Origin of the sequence: Hungatella hominis (assembly GCF_014288005.1) — a bacterium.
In the GTDB taxonomy this organism is placed as follows: Bacteria; Bacillota; Clostridia; order Lachnospirales; family Lachnospiraceae; genus Hungatella; species Hungatella effluvii.
In genome coordinates this window covers 523,771-545,156 of the sequence record NZ_JACOPB010000002.1, presented here as the reverse complement: position 1 = coordinate 545,156, position 21,386 = coordinate 523,771, and the positions used below count along the sequence as shown (strand labels likewise).

Here is a 21,386-nt window from a genome sequence, read left to right as displayed (position 1 = left end):
AATCAGAGCCGCCAAAGGCGAAAGGGGCAGCTGCCCTTTGCATATGGCCCAACCGGCAGGGAGATAGAAACATGAAAACAACAGATATATTTGCAAAGAAACCGGTGCTGTCCTTCGAGGTCTTTCCTCCGAAGAGAACCAATCCGGTCGAGACGATATACGAGACACTGGACAGTTTAAGAAAACTGAATCCGGATTTTATCAGCGTTACATACGGGGCGGGCGGCAGTGAAAACTGTAAGGCGACGACGGAGATTGCCTCCAGGATCAAGAATGAATACGGGATCGAGAGCGTGGCGCATTTGCCATGCATTGGCCTTAAGAGAGACGATGTAATCAGCCTGCTGGGCGGATTTAAGAGAGCAGGAATCGACAATATTCTCGCTCTGCGCGGGGATATCCCCGAGGGAGGCCGCCCGGACGGCGACTTCGAGCATGCCAGTGACCTGATCTCCTTTATAAAAGAACACGATGAGTTCAGGGAATTCAATGTGCTGGCGGCCTGCTATCCGGAAGGCCATACGGAATCGGAAAACATCCTGACTGATATCCGCAGCTTAAAGACCAAGGTGGACGCAGGCGCCGACCATTTGATTACACAGCTCTTCTTTGACAATGACTGTTTCTACCGGTTCCGGGAACGCGCTTCTCTGGCGGGAATTCACGTCCCGGTGGAGGCGGGGATCATGCCGGTTACCAACAAAAAGCAGATCGAGCGTATGGTATCTCTCTGCGGCGTAAGCCTGCCTTCAAAATTTACCGCAATGATGGAACGGTATGAGCATAATCCCGAGGCTATGCGTGACGCCGGTATCGCCTACGCGGTGGACCAGATCGTGGATCTGATTGCGCGTGGCGTCGACGGCATTCACCTTTATACCATGAACAATCCTTACGTTGCGGCAAAGATTCACGAGGCTGTCTGCCGCCTGCTGGCCGCATAAGTAATCTTACCGGCCGGCCTCCGGCAGAATGGTGAAGCCTTCTTCCAGAATCAGCTTCTTCAGTTCGCTGATATAGGAAAGTGAAATTGGGCTTAGAGGGAATTTATCGCTGCAAATATAGCCCACCCGCATCCATTCATCCGTTTGAAGCGGTACGGACACGATGTTGTCACCATTTAGATTGCTGTTTAGTATTCCGCTGCAGATCGTGTAGCCGTTCAGACCAATCAGCAGGTTAAACAGAGTCGCCCGGTCGCTTAAGTGAATGGTCTTCTTATGCGGGGCGGTGCTTAAGATCTCCTCTGAGAAATAAAAGGAATTATAGGTTCCCTGTTCAAATGCAAGAAACGGATAGTCCTCTAAGTCATCGAGAGTGACCGCCTCCCGTTTGGCGAGCGGATGGGCGGAACTGATAAACACGTGGGGAGCCGCCTCGAACAGGGGCACAAAGGCCAGATGATGCTCCTTCAGCAGCTTTTTCAGCACCTTTTCATTAAACTGGCTGAAGTAGAGAATCCCCACCTCACTTCGGAAATTTGCCACATCTTCTATGATCTCGTACGTTCGTGTTTCCCTTAATGTAAACTCATACTCATCCGTATCGATCCGGGAAATTAAGTTGACAAAGGCGTTGACCGCAAATGCATAGTGCTGCGTGGATACGGAGCAGAGCCGCTTCGCCGGCTTTCCATTTGTATAGCGCTGCTCTAAAAGCTGCGTCTGCTCAATGATCTGGCGCGCATACGATAAAAATTCCGTGCCTTCGGCTGTCAAGGATATCCCTTTCGCTGTCCGGTAGAAAAGTTCAATTCCAAATTCTGATTCCAGTTCTTTTAAAGCCGCGGAAAGGCTGGGCTGCGATATGTACATCTGCCTCGCCGCCTCCGTGATCGATCCGCATTCTACGATTTTTATGATGTATTTCAGCTGCTGAATCGTCATAGGACACCTCCCATAGTTTTTTTCTATAATATACTGTATTTTTACCAAAAGTGCAAATAGTAACGTAAAAATGAGCCTTTCGGGCGATTTTTCGACCCATCAAAACTGCAGAATCCGTCCGTCGGTCCCAAATTCCGACAAAAAATGACTCTGGAAAAAATTACCATTTTTGGAAATTACCAAAATATGGTATGATGAAATAAGGTTTTTAAATTCAGGAGGAGAAAAATTGAGAGGCTTACGATGGGATTATGACTTGCAGGAGAGAATTTATCAATTTATCGTGTACTTTGTTTCTGAAAATCTGTATTCTCCCACCATCCGCGAAATCTGTGACGGTGTGGGAAAAAACTCAACGGCTACGATCAGTCTTTATCTGGAGGAACTGGAGGATATCGGGAGGATTATTCTCGGCCATGGACCGCGGACGATTAAGCTGGTAGGATTTAAGGTCGTGGAGGAGTGTGAGCATTAAAACTGTATGAGAACTGAGGGGGGAGTCAAAAACCCGGGAGAGTATTTCAACTGATGGATTCAGCTGAAATGCTCTCCCGGGTTTTTGTATGGCAGTTATGTTGTTATTCTGCTGTTTCCAGATTGGCGTCGTTCTCAGCGCTGTCACCGGCATCCGCATCACTGGCCTGGGCTGCTTCCTGGCTGGCCTGGGCAGCCGCTTCCTCCGGGTCCAGATTCTCGCCCTGAGGTGTGATCGTTACACGGGCCTCGTTGCCGATTAAGTCCTTTACACAGATGGTCAGATTCTCCTTCTGCATATCGAACGTGACGAGTCCGGTGCTGCGGTCGATAGAGAGCGGAAGAATCTCCGGCGTGTCATCATCGTATGCGTATATGGTGTCATAATTCACTCCGGACTGGGTATCCTCCAGACGGAAGGAAAGAACGCCGTCCTCGATGATGGAATCCTTTATGCTTGGCGGAGTGTCGTCCAGGACATTGACCTGTTCGGAAAATATATTTTTCATGCCGTTAAAGGCTGTTAAACTCACTTTTACGGTTCCGTTGGAGCCGAGCGTCGCCGCGTAGGTCTTGGAGGCGGTTTTGGTGAGCTCCACTGCGTTGCCGTCCAGCGTCACAGTCAACTCCTTGATGGGAAGCAGTGATTTTATCTTTAATTCCATGGTCGTTGTCGTAAAATTGGTGGCCTCCCCGATGGTCAGATCGCCCTTCGGAGCCGCGGTGACGAGAATAAAGATAATGGAATTGACGACAATAAATGGAAGCACGTAAAACAGGAGGACCGTCATAAAGTCACTCCGTCCGGAATCGTGCCGGTTGGAGCCTCCTCTCCCTCGGTTCTGCCTGGAATTGTTGGTATATGGACTCATATTGATTAAGGTTCCTCCTCATGTTTTTTACGTTTCCTAGCATAACAGAAAAAAGCGTTTCTTACAAGATGATCTGTTAAATCGTAATAAATTGTGGTAATATATTAAGAAAGAGCTTAGAAGGAGATGCCATATGGTTGACGAGGCCGTTGCATTTGCGATGAAGGCCCATGAGGGGGCCTTCAGGAAAGGAACCAGAGTTCCTTATATCGTCCATCCGCTGGAGACGGCAGTGATCGTTTCCATGATGTCGGAGGACGAAGAACTGATTTGTGCGGCGCTTCTCCATGATGTAGTGGAGGATGCGGGAGTATCGGAGCAGCAGCTGGAGACCTTATTTGGTCCGCGGGTAGCGGCGCTCGTGATGGCGGAGACGGAGGACAAGACGAAGTCCTGGAAGGAACGCAAGGCGGCGACCCTTGATCATCTGGATACGGCTCCGAGGGAGAGCAAGATCCTGATTCTGGGGGATAAGTTAAGCAACCTGCGGTGCACGGCCAGAGATTATATGGTAATGGGCGAAGCAATCTGGGACAGGTTCAATGAAAAGAGGAAGTCGGAGCACGCCTGGTATTATAACGGAGTGGCGGAACGGATCAGGGAACTGGCCGGGTATCCGCTGTGTCAGGAGTATTTTGAACTGTGCCGGAAGGTGTTTGGAAGCTAGTGCCTCCGGGCGCGGATAATGAAAAATGGTATGGGACTGCCCTGAAACTGTGATATCAGGACGGCACCATACCATTTTTTTTCGGTGGAACCATTACAGCGTGTTCGCTCGATCTGCGACATTTTTGTTGAAATTAATCACCTGATGCTCATAGGTTGCGCCCATCAGCGGAGAGGTGATAATAAAATCCGCGGTCGCCCTGGTATTGGCGATGGGAATATCATAAACCTGAGCGATACGGAGCAGGGCCTTCACATCGGGGTCGTGGGGCTGTGCGGTCAATGGATCGGAGAAGAAGATGACCAGGTCAATTCTTCCCTCCACGATTTTTGCGCCGATCTGCTGGTCACCGCCTAAAGGACCGCTGTTGTAGCCCTTCACCGACAGGCCCGTCTGGTCTGTGATCATGCGCGCTGTGGTGCCGGTTCCGCATAAGGTGTGCTGGCTTAAGATGTCTTTATGTTCCTTGCACCACTCGATGAGGGAATGCTTTTCATTGTCATGGGCGATGAGAGCAATATTTTTCTGTTTCTCCAGTGTCAGTGTGATAAAATCTTCCTGTATCATAAGATTCCTCCTGTAAAATATAGATTCTGATGTCTTATCTGGTGGTATTTTCCTTTTTCAAACTCCCTTTTATCATAAATGATTTTTAAACAATTGAATAGTGTAAAATGGTAAAATTCTTTAAAAGAATGGAATTGTAAGGGGATATCAACCGGTATTGTAGGAAAGATTTAAGGAATTCAGGAGTTATTTGCCCGGAATCTATGCTATACTTAATATATCAAAATTGAAGATGCTTGCGGAGGTGGGAGAAATGAAGAGTATTAAATGGAAGATTCTGAGAAGAATCGGGGCGTTTGTTCTGGCAGCCGCGCTGGTGGCCGGTGGACAGCCCTTCTGTTCCTGTGCGGACGAGGCTGCGGCAGAAGAAGAGATCGGACCGGGAATCATCCCAAAGGTGAATCCGGAGGATTTGACGCTTCTGGTGGTGAACTACAGAGCCTATCAGGACAGCGTGGGCTGGAGTGAGGTTAAGGCCGACAACGACCCGCTGAAGGTTCAGACGGGAAGCTTTGCCAGCGCCATCCGCATGACGGTCTCCGGACAGCCGGAGGTCCTGAAGGGAACGCTGGCCTATCAGGTGAATATCATCGGCAAGGGCTGGCTTGACTGGGGAGAGAATGATGTGGAGATCGGAGCGGCTCCAGAACAGCTTCCGATTGAGGCGGTTGCCATGAAGTTTACCGACAGACTGGCTGAGTATTACGATATCTATTATTCCGTATGGGAAAATGGCGCATGGACCGAATGGGCCATGAACGGCGCAGCGGCGGGAGCGGAAGGCTCCGGTATCCGTGTGGAAGGCTTAAGGGCCGCGGCTGTGATCAAGGGGGCCGCTCCGCCGGAGATAAAACCGGAGGGAATCGATCCTGCGAAGCCCATGGTGGCCCTTACTTTTGACGACGGGCCAAGCACGCCTGTGACCACGAGGATCTTAAACAGCCTGGAAGCGAATGGAGGCCGGGCCACCTTTTTCATGGTGGGCAACCGTGTCCCCGGAACGCAGGCGGTGGTTCAGCGCATGAATGCCCTGGGCTGCGAGGTGGCAAACCATACATATGAACACAAGTACTTAACAAAGGTGGGGGACTCAGGAATCCGTTCTCAGGTAGGGCTGACGAATCAGAAGATCGCCGAGGCATGCGGCGTGACTCCGACTCTGGTAAGACCGCCGGGTGGCTTTTATAATCAGGCGTCACTGGACACACTGGGCTCCATGGGAATGGCGGCTATTATGTGGGACATCGATACGCTGGACTGGAAGACGAGAAACGCGCAGAACACGATCAATGTTGTATTGAATCAGGTAAAGGATGGGGATATTGTGCTGATGCATGATATTTACAGCACTTCGGCGGATGCCGCGGAGGTGATTATTCCGGAACTGGTGAACCGGGGATATCAGCTGGTGACAGTCAGTGAGATGGCCCAGTACCGGGGCGGAATTCAGGCCGGACACGTATATAATCGTTTCCGGCCCTGAGAATTTAGTCCTAGTACAGCATTCACTGGAACTTGCGCAACGCTGTACTAGCTTGGTATAATGCTCTGAAGTGAATACGTAATGGATAAGTCTTTTCTGGAATACGCTTTTTTAAAATTCTGGATAATCCGCTTTAATACCATCTCTCCGTTTTCATAGGTGGCTGTCGGAAGCAGCATAAGGTACTGGCTGACGCTGTACCGGCTGTAGATGTCGCCCCGGCGGAGAGAGGTGCGGATGGACTCACCCAGCTCATCCATGGCCCTCGTCTGTACGGAGGGCTTTAATAATTCTCCCTTTAAGTTGCTGATGGTGATCAGGCATAAGAAGATGGAGTCGCCGGTACGCTCGATGGCGCGGGTCTCCAGCTGATAGACATCCCGGAATACGGAAGGTTCACAGCAGAATGCGCCTTTTTCCTTGGCTCCTTCCATCAGTGTCTCCTGGATCGTGCTTAAATCCATGGTGATGCCGTGCTTCTTGTCGCTGATCAGCTTATAAAGCTCTTTAAACCGCGCGGACGGAGTGATGGCGAACTCATTATAAAACATGTCATTGACATGCTGATAATGTTCCATGGCCATATACTGATTGCCGCTCTGGTAGAGGGCGTAGATCAGATAGTAATGGGCATCCTCCTCATACTGGTCGATCGCGATGGCCTGCTGGCAGACGTCGATGATCGTCGGATAATCCTTCTGCTCATCAAGCAGCAGCAGTGTGCGGTGAATCAGGTTCTGATAGAGGGTATGGTAATACGTATGGATCGGTACGACCCAGGATTCCCACTCAGATTTTGGAAGAAAATTACCCTTATAGATGGCTACCGCCTCCAGACAGAGGGAGAGGCATTCCTCGCTGTTTATATCCGTCGCTTCGGAACGAAGGCATAAATCCTCAAAACGATCCGTGTCGGTGATGGTAGTCAGTTCTTTGGTCCAGCCGTAGGCCTTCCTGTTCTGAGTAATTAAGTCCTGAGGCGGAACTCCCAATGGCTCTAAAAGCTTCCTGACACGGAACATCAGGGTCTTCAAAGCGCCGGCCGGGTTATTGCTGGCCTCATCCTTCCAGAATAAATCGATCAGTTCCTCAACCGGGATGTTTCGGTCGCGGAAGGTAATTAAATACTCTAACAGGCTCCAGGGCTTTTTGGACTGATTGTTCCGGTCCATGATCGTCTGGCTGCCTATCGTTATGGAGAATTCCCCCAACATATTTACATATATGATTTCATTCTTGTTATTCATGAGTATCTCACACTCCCATTTTCTAATATTAGTATAAAGAATAAAAGGAAAAATGTCCAGTACTGCTTGTGAAACATTTTAAATATGAAGGGTGGGAGCGGAAAAAAGATTGAGATTTCACCAGAAATCATATATACTGTAGGAAAAAATACATAAAACCGAAGGAATGTGACAGTATGAAGAAAAAACGTATTGCATCGGTCCTCCTACTGCTGGCCGTGGTGCTGGCGGCGGTAGCGGGAATAAAAACTTATGTGGATTACCAGGTGCGGGCTGCGGCTGAGCGTGAGTATGAGAGTCTTGCGGAAATGGCCAGAGAGACAGAAGCACCGACCGAGATTTCGACCGAGGCCGAGACGGAAGAGACAGAGGCGCCTTACGTGTCGCCCATCCAGTTTGACGAACTGCGAAAGATCAATCCGGACATCGTAGGTTGGCTTAAAGTCGAGGGGACTGAGATCGATTACCCTATCGTCCAGACCGGAAATAACGAAACTTACTTAAATACGGACTTCGAGGGCAAAAAAAGTGTGGCCGGAGCCATATATCTTGATTATGAGAGTGAACCTGATTTTTCCGGCAGGCATAATATAATTTATGGGCACAATATGAAAAATGGAAGCATGTTCAAAGACATCGTAAAGTATAAGGACGAGGAATATTTCAAGGAACATCAGGATATCACCGTCTATACTCCGGAGCGCGAATACCATTTACGCCCCATGTCTGTGCTTTACACGGAACCGACCGGCATGAGACGGAAGACGAAGTTTGCCACGGAGGAGAGTTTCCAGGCGTATGTGGAAGAGATGACGAAGGGCTGTGATTTTGCACAGATCCCGGAGAAACCGCTGGAGCAGCTCTGGTCCTTCATCACCTGCAGTTATGAATTTAACGACGCCAGAACGATTCTGTACGCATATGAGGCCGCGGAAGAATAGTCTCAGCGGCGGTCTGTAAAATTATAACAGTTCAGACGTGGATCGAAATAAGAGAAACTTAATTGAAAAATGGGAACATGTGTGCTATAGTACATTCTGATTCTGGAAAATCAGTTAGCAGTACTCGTATTGAAAAGAGGAGATAAAAATATGGGCAAGTATTTTGGAACTGACGGTTTCCGAGGGGAAGCCAACGTAACGCTGACAGTAGAAGATGCTTTTAAGGTAGGACGGTTTCTGGGCTGGTACTACGGACAGAGGAAGAAGAGCGATGTATGCAGGATCGTCATCGGAAAAGACACGAGAAGAAGCAGCTACATGTTCGAGTATTCCCTGGTGGCGGGATTAACCGCATCCGGAGCGGATGCCTATCTGCTTCACGTAACGACGACTCCCAGTGTGTCTTATGTGGTCCGCACAGAGGATTTCGACTGCGGCATCATGATCTCAGCAAGCCATAATCCTTATTACGACAATGGAATTAAGGTAATTAATGGAAACGGAGAGAAGCTGGAAGAGAGCGTAATCGTTGAGATCGAGAAATATCTGGATGGGGAGACTCCTGAGGTTCCGCTGGCTAAACGGGATAAGATTGGAAGAACCGTTGATTTTGCCGCCGGCAGAAACCGCTATATCGGATACTTAATTTCCATTGCTACCCGTTCTTTTAAGAATAAGAAGGTGGCGTTAGACTGTGCCAACGGCAGCGCTTCTGCTATTGCCAAGAACGTGTTCGACGCTCTGGGAGCGGAGACTCATGTAATCAGCAACAGTCCCGACGGCCTGAATATCAATACAAACTGTGGTTCTACCCATATTGAGGTACTGCAGGAGTTCGTGAAGGAGATCGGAGCCGATGTGGGATTTGCCTACGACGGCGATGCGGACCGCTGTATCGCGGTAGATGAGAACGGAAATGTCGTGGATGGCGATGTGATCATGTTCGTCTGCGGCAAGTACATGAAGGAGCAGGGCGCGTTAAAGAATAACAAGGTGGTTACCACCATCATGTCCAACTTCGGCCTATACAAGGCGCTGGACCGCGAGGGAATCGGCTATGAAAAGACGGCGGTCGGTGACAAGTATGTTTACGAGAACATGGTAACTTATGGAAACTGTCTGGGCGGCGAGCAGTCCGGCCATATCATATTCAGCAAGCATGCCACCACGGGCGACGGCATCTTAACGTCCTTAAAAGTGATGGAAGTCATGCTGGAGAAGAAGGAGAGCCTGGCGAAGCTGGCTTCTGAGATTGAGATTTATCCGCAGGTGCTTAAAAATGTCCGCGTGAAGGATAAAGCAGCGGCTCAGGACGACTCCGTGGTGAAGGCAGAAGTTTCCAGGGTGACGGAAGCTCTCGGAGACAGCGGAAGAATCCTGCTTCGCCAGTCCGGCACGGAGCCGGTAGTCCGTGTCATGGTCGAGGCGGCCGATTTGGAGACGTGTGAGAAGCACGTGGATCAGGTGATCGAAGTGATGAAACAGCAGGGGCACATCCTGTAAGCGCATGTGACCGGAGGGGCGGTGCCCCGGAGGCCCGCGGCCCGGGGGAGAGGAAGAAAAAGTTTGTTCCTCTCTTCCGGGCCGCGGGCTTTCTGTTTTTCCGGGAAGTGGCCTGATTTTAACAGATTTTAGCCGAGAACTCCCCTGTCCTCTTAGGCGGTGGGGTGAATCGGCTTCGGTTGTAAGGTGTGGTTACGTTCTTTGTAACTATATCGCAACAGCCGATAAACAAAGCTTGAATAGAACGGATAAAAAAGGTATTATATAATGGAGTTGGACAATAATGCGCACTCAGTATTCTTGCGGCATTATCACCCGGTTCTTGTTGTAAAATAGCGGAGAAAAGTCTTTGATATTGTTTACGAAAGAACAAAATCCATTTTTGAGTATATTGCTCCTAAATATCATAACACATTGATGGAATGGAATCATGACCATGACCATGTGCATGTGCTTGTGCTTTTACGGGCACATCCTAAATCTGAAATCAGCAAATTTATCAATGCCTGTAAAAGTACATGCGGCAGGCTGATTAAGAAAGTGTTTCCGAGCATAAAGACAAAGCAGTGGAAAGAGTATTTCCGGAGCCAGAGTTTTTGCCTTATTACAGCAGGCGGTGTACCGCTTTCTGTCATAAAGCAATCCATAGAATCGCAGGGAGGTAAGCAGAGCCGGCAGATAACCAATGCTTACGATGCCGTTGTGGTGGAAAATCTTAACATGAAAGAAATGTATGAGGCATTACGGTTTGGAAAATCTGTTCACGATGATGGCTGGGGATGTTTATCCGGTTCCTGCAGTACAAGCTGACAGAAGCAGGAAAACAGCTTGTAAAAGTAGATAAATGGTTTCCGTCAAGCAAAACCTGTTGTGTGTGTGGAAAGAAAAAAGATGAACTTGCCTTGTCAGAACGAGTGTATCTATGCGAGTGCGGGAACATCATGGACAGAGACCAGAATGCAGCAATAAACATAAGGCAGGAGGGACTAAGAGTGTTAGGCATAGCCTGAAACCTTATAGCAACCGTGGGACACACGGGGATAGCTTGTTGATACTGTCGGGATTACCCGGCTTGAACAGGAAGCCCCCACTTCAAGAGAAAATCATCCAGTGAATGATTTTCTCTAAGTGGTGGGAGTATGTCACATTGTAAACGGGCTCAATTCATGATATGATAGGTAGTGCTATGAAGGATGCAAATGTTGAATGCATATGGAGAAAGGCCATTGTTTATGGATAATAAAGACTTTTTAAATTTAGGAGATCAAATCAGGGATTCTGTGCAGGATGCCATAGATTCCATGGATTTTAAACAATTGAACAGAACGATTTCGGACACGGTGAATTTCGCGCTCGATGAGGCCAGAAGCCAGATGCGGGGAGGGATGGACGCAGCCCGAAGGATGGATACCGGCAACAACGGACGAAAAGGACAGGGCACAGGGCCGGATACAAACGCAGGCGCTTATGATACGGCCGCAGCTGCGGACGCAGGAAGATATGCGGGGAGAGACTGCGGCAGCTGGACGGGATCGGCAGCCGGCAGCGGCCGTACCGGGGAAAGAAGGCGGACCGGCTATGAGAGCCGCCGCTACACCACGGAGAGAACCACCACACGCGCGGAAAGTCCGGGGTACCGCGCCTTTCAGACCAGCGAGACGGCAGGAGAAGACCAGAGGGCATACCGCGTTAGAAAAATGGCTCCCAGCCCGGTTGCCATAAAACTGAATCAACCCGGGCGCATTTCCGGGATTCTGTTTACTGTGTTCGGCGGAATCGGGCTGGGCGTGGTTGGAATCCTGTTTCTCGTGACATGGATTCTCGCCCTCGTGGTAAAACCATTTTGGGGAGCTATTCTGGGATCGTCAGGACTTCTTCTGGTGCTGGGCTGTGTCTTCGGCACCATGCTGGGGACCGGCATCTCAACGAGAGGCCGTTTAAAACGGGCCGGCCTCTATTTAAAGCAGGCGGGCAGCAGGATGTTCTGCGATATCGAGGAGCTGGCGCGCAGCATTGGGAAGTCAAAAAGATTCGTTGTCCGTGATTTACAGAAGATGATTGAAAAGGGGATTCTGCCGGAGGCCCATATCGATGAGCAGAAGACCTGTCTGATGTTAAACGAAGAGACGTACAAACAGTATTTAAGCGCCCAGCAGTCCTTAAAACAGAGGGAGAAGGAGATGGCTCTTCTGGCTGAATCGGAAAAGAAGCAGAAGAAGAGTACAGCGGCTCCTGAAGGAAAGAAAAAGGCAGAGGAAGATGAAAAACAACTTCCGGAGGGCTTAAGAGAGATGATGGCCCAGGGCCATGAGTATTTAAGAATTCTGCGGGAAGCCAACGATGCGATTCCGGGAGAGGCGATATCCGGGAAGATTTCCAGGCTGGAGAATGTCATCAGAAGAATCTTCGAGACAGTGGAGCGTCAGCCGGACCAGATGGAGGAGATGGAGCGTTTTATGGAGTATTATCTCCCAACCACGGTGAAGCTGGTAACTGCGTACCGCGATTTCGACAGAATTGAGATAGAGGGCGACAACATCGTCTCGGCGAAGCATGAGATTGAGGAGACTCTGGATACGATCAATACGGCGTTTGAGCGCCTTCTGGATGATTTATACCAGGACGCGGCGATTGACATCACCACTGACGCCTCCGTGCTTCAGACGATGCTGAAAAAAGATGGATTCGCAGAAAGCGATTTTAGTAAAAGCGACTTAACAGGAGGGAAGAATCATGAGTAAAGACATCGAAACGATGATAAACGAGGCGCCGGTGCTGACCCTGGACCCATTCAGCACATCGGAGCTTCCGGCGGAGAGCAGCCAGGCGGTGCCTGCGGAGATGAAGGAAGAGAGCTTGACAGAGTCCATTCCCGAGGCGGAGCTGACACCGGAGGAGCGAAAGATGATCGACAGTTTCGCGGCGAGAATTGATTTGACGGATTCCAACCTCGTGCTTCAGTACGGAGCGGGAGCCCAGAAAAAGATCGCCGATTTCTCTGAGGCGGCGCTGGATAACGTTAAGACAAAGGATTTGGGCGAGATCGGCCAGATGTTAAGCAGCGTGGTGACGGAGCTTAAAAGCTTCGAGGCGGAGGACGAGGATAAGGGCTTCTTCGGCTTTTTTAAGAAGAGCTCAAACAAGCTGGAAAGCATGAAGGCAAAATACAACAAGGCTGAGATCAATGTGAATCAGATCTGCAAGATTCTTGAGAACCATCAGATTCAGCTTTTAAAGGATATTGCGCTGCTGGACAAGATGTACGACTTAAACACGACTTACTTTAAAGAACTGAGCATGTACATTCTGGCGGGCAAGAAGAAACTGAATGAGGTTCGCGGAAGCGAGCTGCCGGCTCTCATGGACAAGGCTCATAAGACCGGCCTTCCGGAGGATGCGCAGGCGGTCAACGATATGGCGTCTCTCTGCAACCGGTTTGAGAAGAAGATCCATGATCTGGAGCTGACACGTATGATCTCCATTCAGATGGCTCCTCAGATCCGTCTGGTGCAGAATAATGATACACTGATGTCGGAGAAGATCCAGTCGACCATCGTCAATACGATCCCGCTCTGGAAGAGCCAGATGGTTCTGGCTATCGGAATCAACCATTCCGAACAGGCAGCCAGAGCCCAGAGAGAAGTCACCGACATGACGAATGAGCTGCTGAGAAAGAACGCGGAGGTCTTAAAGACGGCTACCATCGAGACGGCCAAGGAGTCGGAACGCGGAATCGTGGATATGGAGACCCTTAAGATTACCAATGAATCCCTGATCACCACGCTGGACGAAGTGGTCCGTATACAGACGGAAGGCCGCCAGAAGAGGAGAGAGGCGGAGACGGAGCTGGCCCGTATGGAAGGCGAGTTAAAGCAGAAGCTTCTGCAGCTGAGCAATTAAACTTAACGAAGATTTTTGTTGTAACTCATTTCTGAACGTGCTATAATAGTATAACACTTTACCTCGGCAAATTCCGGGAGGGTGATTCTTATAGTAAAGGAATGATGAAGATGGGGTTAGACCTGTAAAAACCACGTTGTTCATTGTCAAGAAGTATAGCGTGATTTATCGACTCCAAAGCCCTGGATGAAGATAAAAGGGAATGAATCGAATAAAAATTATAATTTGGAGGAGAAAGACATGTTAAACTATCAGAGATATAAGCGGGTACCAGTAATCAATTATCCGGAGAGACAATGGCCGTACAAAGAGATTGAAAAAGCACCGATCTGGTGCAGCGTTGACTTAAGAGATGGAAACCAGGCGCTCATTGAGCCCATGGTTGTGGAAGAGAAGATTGAGATGTTCAACCTTCTTGTGAAGCTTGGTTTTAAGGAGATTGAGATCGGATTTCCGGCCGCTTCCCAGATTGAGTTTGATTTCTTAAGACAGCTCGTAGAAAGGAAACTGATTCCTGATGATGTGGTAGTCCAGGTTCTGGTTCAGTGCCGTGAGCATCTGATTAAAAGGACATTTGAGGCTATTCAGGGAATTAAGAAGGCGATTGTACATATTTATAACTCCACCTCTACTCTGCAGAGGGATGTGGTATTTCACAAGAGCAAAGAGGAGATCAAGGACATTGCCGTAGAAGGCACAGAGATGGTAAAGAAGTACATGGACGGGTTTGACGGGGAAGTGATCCTCGAATATTCACCGGAAAGCTTTACCGGAACGGAACTTGATTTCGCGCTTGATATCTGTACGGCAGTACAGGATACATGGGGAGCGACTCCCGAGAAGAAGATCATTATCAATCTTCCTTCGACCGTGGAGATGACGACTCCTAACGTTTACGCAGACCAGATTGAGTGGATGGACCGTCACTTCAAGAACCGTGACAGCATCATTTTAAGTGTTCATCCCCATAACGACCGCGGTACCGGTATCGCGGCCACGGAGCTTGCGCTCCTGGCAGGCGCTGACAGGGTGGAGGGAACTCTGCTCGGCAACGGCGAACGGACCGGCAACGTGGATATTCTGACCGTGGCATATAATATGTTCTCCCAGGGCATCAATCCGGAGTTAAATCTGGAGAATATCCGCGAGATCGTGGACGTATGTGAGCGGTGCACCAAGATGGAGGTCGAACCGAGACATCCGTACGCAGGAAAGCTCGTCTTTACCGCGTTCTCCGGTTCCCATCAGGATGCCATCAACAAGGGCATGCAGGCCATGCACGAGAGAAACCAGGAACACTGGGAGGTTCCGTACCTTCCGATCGATCCGGCGGATATCGGCAGACAGTACGAACCAATCGTGCGCATCAACAGCCAGTCCGGCAAGGGCGGCGTGGCGTTCGTCATGGATACATTCTATGGTTTCAGGCTTCCGAAGGGAATGCACAAGGAATTTGCCGATGTCATTCAGGCAATTTCTGAGAAGCAGGGTGAGGTTGCACCTGAGCAGATCATGGATGAGTTCAAGAGAAACTACAGCGAGCGCAAGGAACCGATCCATTTCCGTAAGTGCCAGATTACAGAGGCCGAGGATGATACCGAGTTCTCAACACTTGCCAAGGTCCGTTATACCGACCACGGCGTGGAGAAGGTCTTTGAAGGCGTCGGAAATGGTCCTATCGATGCGGTACAGAAGGGACTTGAGAAAGAGCTGGGAATTGAAATCCGGGTACTGGATTACAACGAGCACGCACTTACTTCCGGTTCAGGAGCACAGGCGGCTTCCTATATCCACCTGCTGGATGTGAAGTCCGGACGCGCCACATACGGCGTGGGTATCAGCTCCAACATCACCAGAGCCTCAATCAGAGGTATCTTTAGTGCGGTGAACCGTCTGTTTTATTAAAAAGAAACGAAATAGCAGCAGGGTTGCTGCAGAATGGCTGAGTGATCAGTTGTTTTGCAGTAGCCCTGCGAGACTTTAAGAGTAAGCGATAGCCGTCGCTTCGCAGACGCACATCTGACGCGGATATCAGGCACTATTACTGAGTTATTTATGCAATGCTGTACTAGCCGGATTTAGCGCGCAGTTCGCTATGGGTCGGATATGCATGGAGCGCAGAGCTGCCCTTATAATCCAGGTCAGGAGTCACCAGGAGAAGCTTTGATTCGTACTCCATCCATTCATGCAGAGGAGAAGGAACCAGAATATCGGAAAATTTGCTTCCATCCTCCGTAACCAGTGTGATCCACACGATTGTGCTGGCCTTTGACCGGAAGTAACGTTCTTCTTTTTTCCAGACACAGATGGCATTCTGTACGTACAGCATGTTCTTCAGAAGCCGGCATTTTTGCAGATATGCATTACAGCAATACAGGCCATAAAAGATCGATATAGAAAGGTTGCCAAATATGTAGGGAGATACGGCAGGTGCGGTACTGCCCGCCATGATTAAAGAATTTATCAAAAGAAAGGCTGCAAAAGCCCAGTACAATCCCATGACATATCTGTGTTTCAGTATTTGTTCTTCCATCCTGCATATATGATAATATTCATTTCGATGGATAGGTCTCCACATATCACTTACCCCCAAGAATGGGAATCATATCAACAGTATTCTTTCGCATAATAAGGTCTCCTTAATAGTTAATAAGTTTATTATGCAATAAAATGGCTAATAATGGAAGCATTAATGTTATTACAGATGGAAAATGCAGCAAATGATAAAACTTTTGGAATTGAAGTAAAGCTGGCAGGTCCGAAGGTAAAACAGCACAGTTGCTGTTGGCTGACGGAAAAGTAGAGGCTGTATATTTCCTAAAGGGAGATGCTTATGGGGGGATAGCGGGCAGAAAAATCACAGTGTCTGTTTATCTGGCTAACAGAGTGAAGTTTGATTATCAGAGAGATGATAAAAACCAGAAGCAAGGCGGATATTAAAACTGAGGATCAGAGTACCGGAGAATTGGAATGAAATATAATGCAGAGACTGCGGCAGCCTGTTAGGAAAGGCGCCGCAGTCTTGCTGTTATTGCTCTGGAATATGATCCAAGGTGTATGTTTGTTTACTTTAACGGATACTCTGTACCGTTGACTGAAATGGACTGTATCTCGGATACCAGGATAATCCGGCCGAATTCACCGGCTATTGCAAGCTTTCCGCTGGGATTTCTCTGCCCGTATGTGGTGGTGACAAGCGGTCCGGTCATAGGATCTTCTCCGATGACAACGCCGCCGCCTCCGGTTATTGTACCGCCTTCGCCGGAGTCGAAGGACATGGGCGTGATTAAATCTTCCTGTGATCCGTCCTTAAAGGTAAGGCTGATGGAAGGCGTGGGAAGCCCACCGGAGGCAGCGCCTTCACTTCCAATTACCAGGAAGCCTAAGGGGGAGATCTGGAGCGTCTCAATCGTCAGACTGTTGTCGATGGCCTGATTGATGGTAAGCTCTGCAGCGGCCGCTGAGCCTTTGATATCCGATTCCAGAGTCAGGTTTCCCAGACTTTCGGACAGGGAGACTTTGATATTCCAACCGGTACAGTCGGTCAGGGAATCCAGCTGAATGTGGTAATAATGCTGGCTTTTCGATGAAAATTCCGTCAGTTCCGTGCAGGTAAAGGCCATGGTTTGTTCCTCCTGCTCAGAACCGGAGACGGGAGGCTGAAGCTCTACCTGGAACAGATTGAAAGGATCTGTTTTTTCGATGTCTTTGTCGGCCTTGCCGGATACGGTCTTCAGCGATACAATAAGGTTGATCTTGTAGCCGTCTGTCAGCATGCTGTCCAGCGCCATTTGCCGGGTGCCGTCCGTGACGGTGATTTCAGGTGTCAGAATATCCTGTCTGGCATTGTCAACCGTGTCTCCGTAGATGGAGCGGAAATACTCGAATCCTCCTGCCATGGCAAACGCAGTCGTTGCAAACAGGCAGAAGACAGCGGCGATCGCCGCAATTTTCCATGCCTTCTTTTTCATATTTACTCTTTTCCCGGCCGGTGCGGCCGTTTTCTGTTCTGGATGCAGCTTCTGAAATACGATATCTTCTATTCGCTGCTCCGAGGGGTGTAAGTCTGTCATATTGGTCACTTCCAGGTCTTCCATATATTGCGGGTTCATCCGGGAACATAAATCACTGATTTTTATCTTTTTATTCATATTGATATCCCCTTTCTTCAAAGATCCCTTTTATCCGTTTGCGGCACCGGTGCAGCTTTGTGCGGATTGTCGACTGGTTCATGGCCAGCCGTCTGCCGATGGCCTCGATGCGCTCACCCAGAAAGTAAAAACGGATAAAGATTTCCCTGTCTGGCTCGCCGAAGGCCTCCACTGCCGAATTGATAATCTGTGTCTGTTCCCGTTTGATGGCCAGTTCATCGGGATTTTCCCCGGCCTGCAATGTGATGATGTCATCGTCGAAGGGAAGGGCAGCTTCTCCGCGCTTTCGCAGTCTGCTGATCGCTGTATTGCGGGCGGCCTGAGCCAGATAGGGGCGCAGCGGCCTGTCCTCCATGAGGCCGGCCGCGTGGTTCCAGACAGACAGAAACACGTCGGCAGACAGTTCTTCCACATCCTCCACGCTCAGAATCCCCTGGGAAATGTTGCAGACAATAGCCGCTACATAGCCGGAATACTGCTTCATTAAGTCCCGGAGGCCGTCCTCCTCCCTGCGCTTTAGCTTTTGGATGATTTCGTAGTCATTCATGATATCCTCCTTTTTATGTATCTCACCTATCAGTACGCAGTCTGTCAGAAAATGTTTCAGTTTATTCAAATTTTTTATTTCCGCGCAAGGCAGAAACGCAGAGACCGCGGCAGCCTTCCGAGAAAGGTGCCGCGGTCTCCAAATGGGTTAGCTGATCCAGGGCCTGTTTGATAATTCATTTCTGCCATCTGCACGCCCCATTTTGCGGTATATTTACCCCTCATTCGGTCAACGTAGCCCACTACGCGTCCCTTATTCGGGGCAAATCTCCCACAAAATGTGACGCACATCTGACAGAAAGCAATTTTCAAACATGCCCTATAGCGGATAGATGTTCAGCCGTTTTATTTTGCCGTTCTCATCCGTCTCGGATAAGAAGGCGGTAACCGGTACGACGTGATCGTGGTAGGTAATAAAGTACCATACGGTATTATCCCCCACGTATTTTACACTGTGAATGGGAAATGGTCCCCCGTTGAATCCGAATTTGTGGTGGAACATCATTTCCACGGCCATCCTTCCTTCCAGGTGGATGGTGTCCATGCCGGCCTTTATAACGGACGAATCGTGAAGAACACCGTACTCATTAAACAGATCGGCCAGTGCCACTTCATCGCCCTTTTTCATGCATTCAATATACTGCTCTAAGATTGTCATCGCTTTATCCTCCTTATTTAAATCTGCTCTGAACGAAGCAGGGCGTCAATGCCGCCATCAACGAACAGAATGACTCCGTTGATGCCGCTTGCCAGCGGAGAAGCCAGGAACACAATTCCATTGGCGATCTCCTGGGCGTCCAGGAATTCCCTGCGCCCGTAGCGGGTCGGTATCGGGATTAATAAGGCGGCTTCCATCTGGGCGTCTGTCATACCCTGGGTCATCGGTGTCGTCGTGTTGCCGGGGGCCACAGAGTTGATTCTCAGTCCGTCTACGGCCCAGGAAGGAGAAATCCGGCGGACCCAGCGGGCGAGTGCGTGTTTGGAGGAGCTGTAGCAGGACGGTGTCTGATTCCTGGGGATATCGTCCGCCAGTTCCAGAATTCGGTCTTCATCCATGACATTGGAAAGCATATCAACCCAGTCCATACGCACTGTCATGTTGGTGATGGAGTTGGAGGAGGTGATGACACAGTTGCCGCGTTTCTTCTTAAGTAATGGTCTTAAGCCTTCCGCCAACTGAATGCTGGCAAAGAAGTTCAGGGCAAATATCATCTTGGGCGGCGCGGTCGGGCCGACGCCTGCATTACAGATCAGAACGTCGATTCCATCGGGATACTTCTCAAAGACCGCCTCGATGGCGCCCTGGCGTCCCTCCTTCGTGGACAGATCGGCCAGGTAGTCTCCGCCCTTATAATCAATGTTAAATACCTCATGGCCCTGATCCAGTAATGTCTTTCGTACCGCTGCTCCGATTCCGGTTGTTCCGCCGGTAATTACATATGTACTCACTGTTCTTACCTCTCTTTCTCCCATCTGTTTCATGGTGACACCTAAATAATAGTAATTATTATTAACTTATGAAAATAGCATATCATGTCATGAATTGATTGTCAATTAAAATAAATATTTTACAATCTACGGTTAAAAAAAGGACAAATAGGTATTGTTGTTGCACAAAAATGGTGGTAAACTGGGACTATAAAAAATCCTGCATAAGAAAAGCGGGGAAAGAAAGGAGACAGAATATGGTGAGATTTCAGTGTGGCGTGTGCGGATTTGTTTATGATGAGGAAAAAGAAGGGAAACCTTTTGAAGATCTGAAAGAATGTCCGGTGTGCAGGCAGCCGGCCTCCGTGTTTGCCCCGTTAAAGGAAGCAGAGGAGGAAGCTGCATTGACGAAGGAGGAGGCAGTATCCGCGGAATCTGTGGATATCGGTGAAAATCGGCCAAAGGGCCTGGAATACGATCCAAAGTATGCGAGACAGGACAGCACCTGCCGCTATATGAAAGAGATCCATGAGATGGCGGTGAGCGGGAAGACGATTATCGATGCCATGGGCACAAAGATGGCCATGCCAAATTGGGATGATATCCTGATTCTGGGTGCGCAGCTGAATCCGCCGCCTTTGATGGAGCACGATCCGGTGAATATCACTACGGTGATTGGCAAGCGCGCGAAAAAGCCCATGGTGCTGGACGGACCGGTCTACATATCCCATATGTCCTTCGGAGCGATGTCAAAGGAGATGAAGGTGGCGCTGGCAGAGGGAAGCGCTATAGCCAGGACTGCCATGTGCAGCGGCGAGGGCGGAATACTGCCGGAGGAGAAGGCCGCGGCTTACAAGTATATCTTCGAGTACGTACCCAATAAATACAGCGTGACGCCTGAGAATCTCCAGGAGGCGGACGCCATCGAAATCAAGATTGGCCAGGGAACGAAGCCCGGGATGGGCGGCCATCTGCCGGGAGAAAAGGTAACTCCCGAGATTGCTGCGATCCGTAATAAGCCGCTGGGCAAGGACGTGATCAGCCCTTCCAAATTTGAAGATATCCGCAGCAAAGAGGATTTGAGGGACCTGGTAACCCAGCTGCGCCTTGCGTCTGACGGACGGCCCATCGGGATCAAGATCGCGGCGGGAAGAATTGAAAAGGATTTGGAGTACTGTGTGTTCGCAGAACCTGATTTTATCACCATAGACGGCAGAGGAGGCGCTACGGGAGCCAGTCCGAAGCTGGTACGGGATTCCACCAGCGTTCCCACGGTCTTCGCCCTGTCGCGGGCGAGAAGGTATTTAGATGAGGCAGGAGCCGACATTGATCTGGTGATCACAGGCGGACTGCGGGTCTCCTCCGATTTTGCAAAGGCCATTGCCATGGGCGCGGATGCCGTGGCGGTAGCGTCTGCGGGCCTGATTGCGGCGGCATGTCAGCAGTACCGGATCTGCGGAAGCGGAAACTGTCCGGTGGGAGCGGCCACGCAGGACCCGGAACTGAGAAAAAGGTTTAATGTCTGCGCTGCGTCTGCACGTGTCGGCAACTTTTTAAAATGCAGCTTTGAGGAACTGAAAACATATGCGCGGATTACCGGTCATGAAGATATCCATGATATGACGGTGGACGATCTGTGCACGATTAACCGGGAGATTTCGGAATTTACGGATATCCGGCATGCGTAAGCCGGAAGACATACGAGATACATAAGATACGGT

Annotated in this window: 22 protein-coding genes and 1 pseudogene; 13 read left to right on the top strand and 10 right to left on the bottom strand. The window is 49.6% G+C overall.

All coding sequences use genetic code 11. The features are described 5' to 3' along the window. The first annotated feature begins 71 nt into the window (after positions 1 to 71). Positions 72 to 944: a methylenetetrahydrofolate reductase [NAD(P)H] gene (gene metF / locus H8S75_RS06770; protein ID WP_187020225.1), complete on the top strand. Its 873-nt coding sequence runs from the start codon at positions 72 to 74 to the stop codon at positions 942 to 944. 6 nt (positions 945 to 950) lie between these two features. On the opposite strand, the gene H8S75_RS06765 is transcribed toward metF, so the two are convergent. After that, positions 951 to 1,886, bottom strand: coding sequence for a LysR family transcriptional regulator (locus H8S75_RS06765; protein WP_187020223.1), 936 nt, complete (start codon positions 1,884 to 1,886; stop codon positions 951 to 953). Between the two features lie 229 nt (positions 1,887 to 2,115). Here H8S75_RS06765 and H8S75_RS06760 point away from each other — a divergent pair, with 229 nt between their 5' ends. After that, positions 2,116 to 2,361 carry a LexA family protein gene (locus tag H8S75_RS06760; protein WP_002604828.1) on the top strand — a complete coding sequence of 82 codons (246 nt, stop codon included), beginning with the start codon at positions 2,116 to 2,118 and terminating at the stop codon, positions 2,359 to 2,361. Positions 2,362 to 2,464: 103 nt separating this feature from the next. Here the strand turns inward: H8S75_RS06760 and H8S75_RS06755 are convergent, their stop codons facing one another. Then, positions 2,465 to 3,232 (bottom strand): hypothetical protein, encoded by a 768-nt coding sequence (locus H8S75_RS06755; RefSeq protein ID WP_187020221.1) that lies wholly within the window; start codon positions 3,230 to 3,232, stop codon positions 2,465 to 2,467. A gap of 133 nt (positions 3,233 to 3,365) precedes the next feature. Between H8S75_RS06755 and H8S75_RS06750 the strand changes: the two genes are divergently transcribed. Further along, the gene (locus H8S75_RS06750; RefSeq protein WP_187020219.1) at positions 3,366 to 3,899 is read left to right on the top strand and encodes an HD domain-containing protein; all 534 of its coding nucleotides are present in this window, start codon (positions 3,366 to 3,368) and stop codon (positions 3,897 to 3,899) included. A gap of 93 nt (positions 3,900 to 3,992) precedes the next feature. Here H8S75_RS06750 and H8S75_RS06745 read toward each other — a convergent pair whose 3' ends face one another. After that, positions 3,993 to 4,466, bottom strand: coding sequence for a methylglyoxal synthase (locus H8S75_RS06745; RefSeq protein ID WP_002604825.1), 474 nt, complete (start codon positions 4,464 to 4,466; stop codon positions 3,993 to 3,995). Positions 4,467 to 4,719: 253 nt separating this feature from the next. On the opposite strand from H8S75_RS06745, the gene H8S75_RS06740 reads away from it, so the two are divergent. After that, positions 4,720 to 5,949: a polysaccharide deacetylase family protein gene (locus tag H8S75_RS06740; protein WP_243270190.1), complete on the top strand. Its 1,230-nt coding sequence runs from the start codon at positions 4,720 to 4,722 to the stop codon at positions 5,947 to 5,949. 47 nt (positions 5,950 to 5,996) lie between these two features. On the opposite strand, the gene H8S75_RS06735 is transcribed toward H8S75_RS06740, so the two are convergent. After that, the gene (locus tag H8S75_RS06735) at positions 5,997 to 7,196 is read right to left on the bottom strand and encodes an AfsR/SARP family transcriptional regulator (RefSeq protein WP_187020218.1); all 1,200 of its coding nucleotides are present in this window, start codon (positions 7,194 to 7,196) and stop codon (positions 5,997 to 5,999) included. A 176-nt stretch (positions 7,197 to 7,372) separates the two neighbouring features. On the opposite strand from H8S75_RS06735, the gene srtB reads away from it, so the two are divergent. The 7 genes and pseudogenes from srtB to leuA all read left to right on the top strand — a co-directional run bounded on the left by srtB (position 7,373) and on the right by leuA (position 15,445). After that, complete coding sequence (gene srtB / locus H8S75_RS06730) at positions 7,373 to 8,137, top strand: class B sortase (protein WP_187020216.1); 765 nt, start codon at positions 7,373 to 7,375, stop codon at positions 8,135 to 8,137. Positions 8,138 to 8,287: 150 nt separating this feature from the next. Next, positions 8,288 to 9,640, top strand: coding sequence for a phosphoglucosamine mutase (glmM, locus tag H8S75_RS06725; RefSeq protein ID WP_187020214.1), 1,353 nt, complete (start codon positions 8,288 to 8,290; stop codon positions 9,638 to 9,640). 267 nt (positions 9,641 to 9,907) lie between these two features. Then, positions 9,908 to 10,306: pseudogene (gene tnpA, locus H8S75_RS06720) on the top strand (IS200/IS605 family transposase); the annotation flags it as partial. 113 nt (positions 10,307 to 10,419) lie between these two features. After that, entirely contained in the window at positions 10,420 to 10,650 is a 231-nt protein-coding gene (locus tag H8S75_RS06715) for a zinc ribbon domain-containing protein (protein ID WP_187020213.1), read from the top strand. A 222-nt stretch (positions 10,651 to 10,872) separates the two neighbouring features. Beyond that, positions 10,873 to 12,381 (top strand): 5-bromo-4-chloroindolyl phosphate hydrolysis family protein, encoded by a 1,509-nt coding sequence (locus tag H8S75_RS06710; protein WP_243270189.1) that lies wholly within the window; start codon positions 10,873 to 10,875, stop codon positions 12,379 to 12,381. Beyond that, entirely contained in the window at positions 12,374 to 13,540 is a 1,167-nt protein-coding gene (locus H8S75_RS06705; protein ID WP_187020209.1) for a toxic anion resistance protein, read from the top strand. Before H8S75_RS06710 ends, H8S75_RS06705 begins: the two co-directional genes overlap by 8 nt. A gap of 240 nt (positions 13,541 to 13,780) precedes the next feature. After that, complete coding sequence (gene leuA, locus H8S75_RS06700) at positions 13,781 to 15,445, top strand: 2-isopropylmalate synthase (RefSeq protein ID WP_187020208.1); 1,665 nt, start codon at positions 13,781 to 13,783, stop codon at positions 15,443 to 15,445. Positions 15,446 to 15,608: 163 nt separating this feature from the next. Here the strand turns inward: leuA and H8S75_RS06695 are convergent, their stop codons facing one another. The 4 genes from H8S75_RS06695 to H8S75_RS33305 form a co-directional block, all read right to left on the bottom strand. Further along, on the bottom strand, positions 15,609 to 16,007 hold the full coding sequence (locus tag H8S75_RS06695; RefSeq protein ID WP_187020206.1) for a hypothetical protein: 399 nt from the start codon (positions 16,005 to 16,007) through the stop codon (positions 15,609 to 15,611). A 598-nt stretch (positions 16,008 to 16,605) separates the two neighbouring features. Beyond that, a complete protein-coding gene (locus H8S75_RS06690; protein WP_187020204.1) occupies positions 16,606 to 17,691 on the bottom strand; it encodes a DUF4179 domain-containing protein in 1,086 nt (361 codons plus the stop codon). Continuing rightward, complete coding sequence (locus tag H8S75_RS06685) at positions 17,684 to 18,238, bottom strand: RNA polymerase sigma factor (RefSeq protein WP_187020203.1); 555 nt, start codon at positions 18,236 to 18,238, stop codon at positions 17,684 to 17,686. Before H8S75_RS06685 ends, H8S75_RS06690 begins: the two co-directional genes overlap by 8 nt. Positions 18,239 to 18,312: 74 nt before the next feature. After that, positions 18,313 to 18,528 carry a DUF6783 domain-containing protein gene (locus tag H8S75_RS33305; RefSeq protein ID WP_349768885.1) on the bottom strand — a complete coding sequence of 72 codons (216 nt, stop codon included), beginning with the start codon at positions 18,526 to 18,528 and terminating at the stop codon, positions 18,313 to 18,315. Here H8S75_RS33305 and H8S75_RS33300 point away from each other — a divergent pair. Beyond that, on the top strand, positions 18,448 to 18,624 hold the full coding sequence (locus H8S75_RS33300; protein WP_349768884.1) for a DUF6783 domain-containing protein: 177 nt from the start codon (positions 18,448 to 18,450) through the stop codon (positions 18,622 to 18,624). The two genes, H8S75_RS33305 and H8S75_RS33300, sit on opposite strands and share 81 nt — an antisense overlap. Here H8S75_RS33300 and H8S75_RS06680 read toward each other — a convergent pair. Both H8S75_RS06680 and H8S75_RS06675 read right to left on the bottom strand, forming a co-directional pair. Continuing rightward, positions 18,557 to 18,895, bottom strand: a complete 339-nt coding sequence (locus H8S75_RS06680; RefSeq protein WP_002604815.1) for a hypothetical protein — start codon at positions 18,893 to 18,895, stop codon at positions 18,557 to 18,559. The genes H8S75_RS33300 and H8S75_RS06680 overlap by 68 nt on opposite strands. Positions 18,896 to 18,912: 17 nt before the next feature. Next, positions 18,913 to 19,686 carry an SDR family oxidoreductase gene (locus H8S75_RS06675; protein ID WP_038259001.1) on the bottom strand — a complete coding sequence of 258 codons (774 nt, stop codon included), beginning with the start codon at positions 19,684 to 19,686 and terminating at the stop codon, positions 18,913 to 18,915. A gap of 236 nt (positions 19,687 to 19,922) precedes the next feature. Here H8S75_RS06675 and H8S75_RS06670 point away from each other — a divergent pair, with 236 nt between their 5' ends. Further along, positions 19,923 to 21,353 carry a glutamate synthase-related protein gene (locus tag H8S75_RS06670; RefSeq protein ID WP_187020201.1) on the top strand — a complete coding sequence of 477 codons (1,431 nt, stop codon included), beginning with the start codon at positions 19,923 to 19,925 and terminating at the stop codon, positions 21,351 to 21,353. Positions 21,354 to 21,386 lie beyond the last annotated feature (33 nt).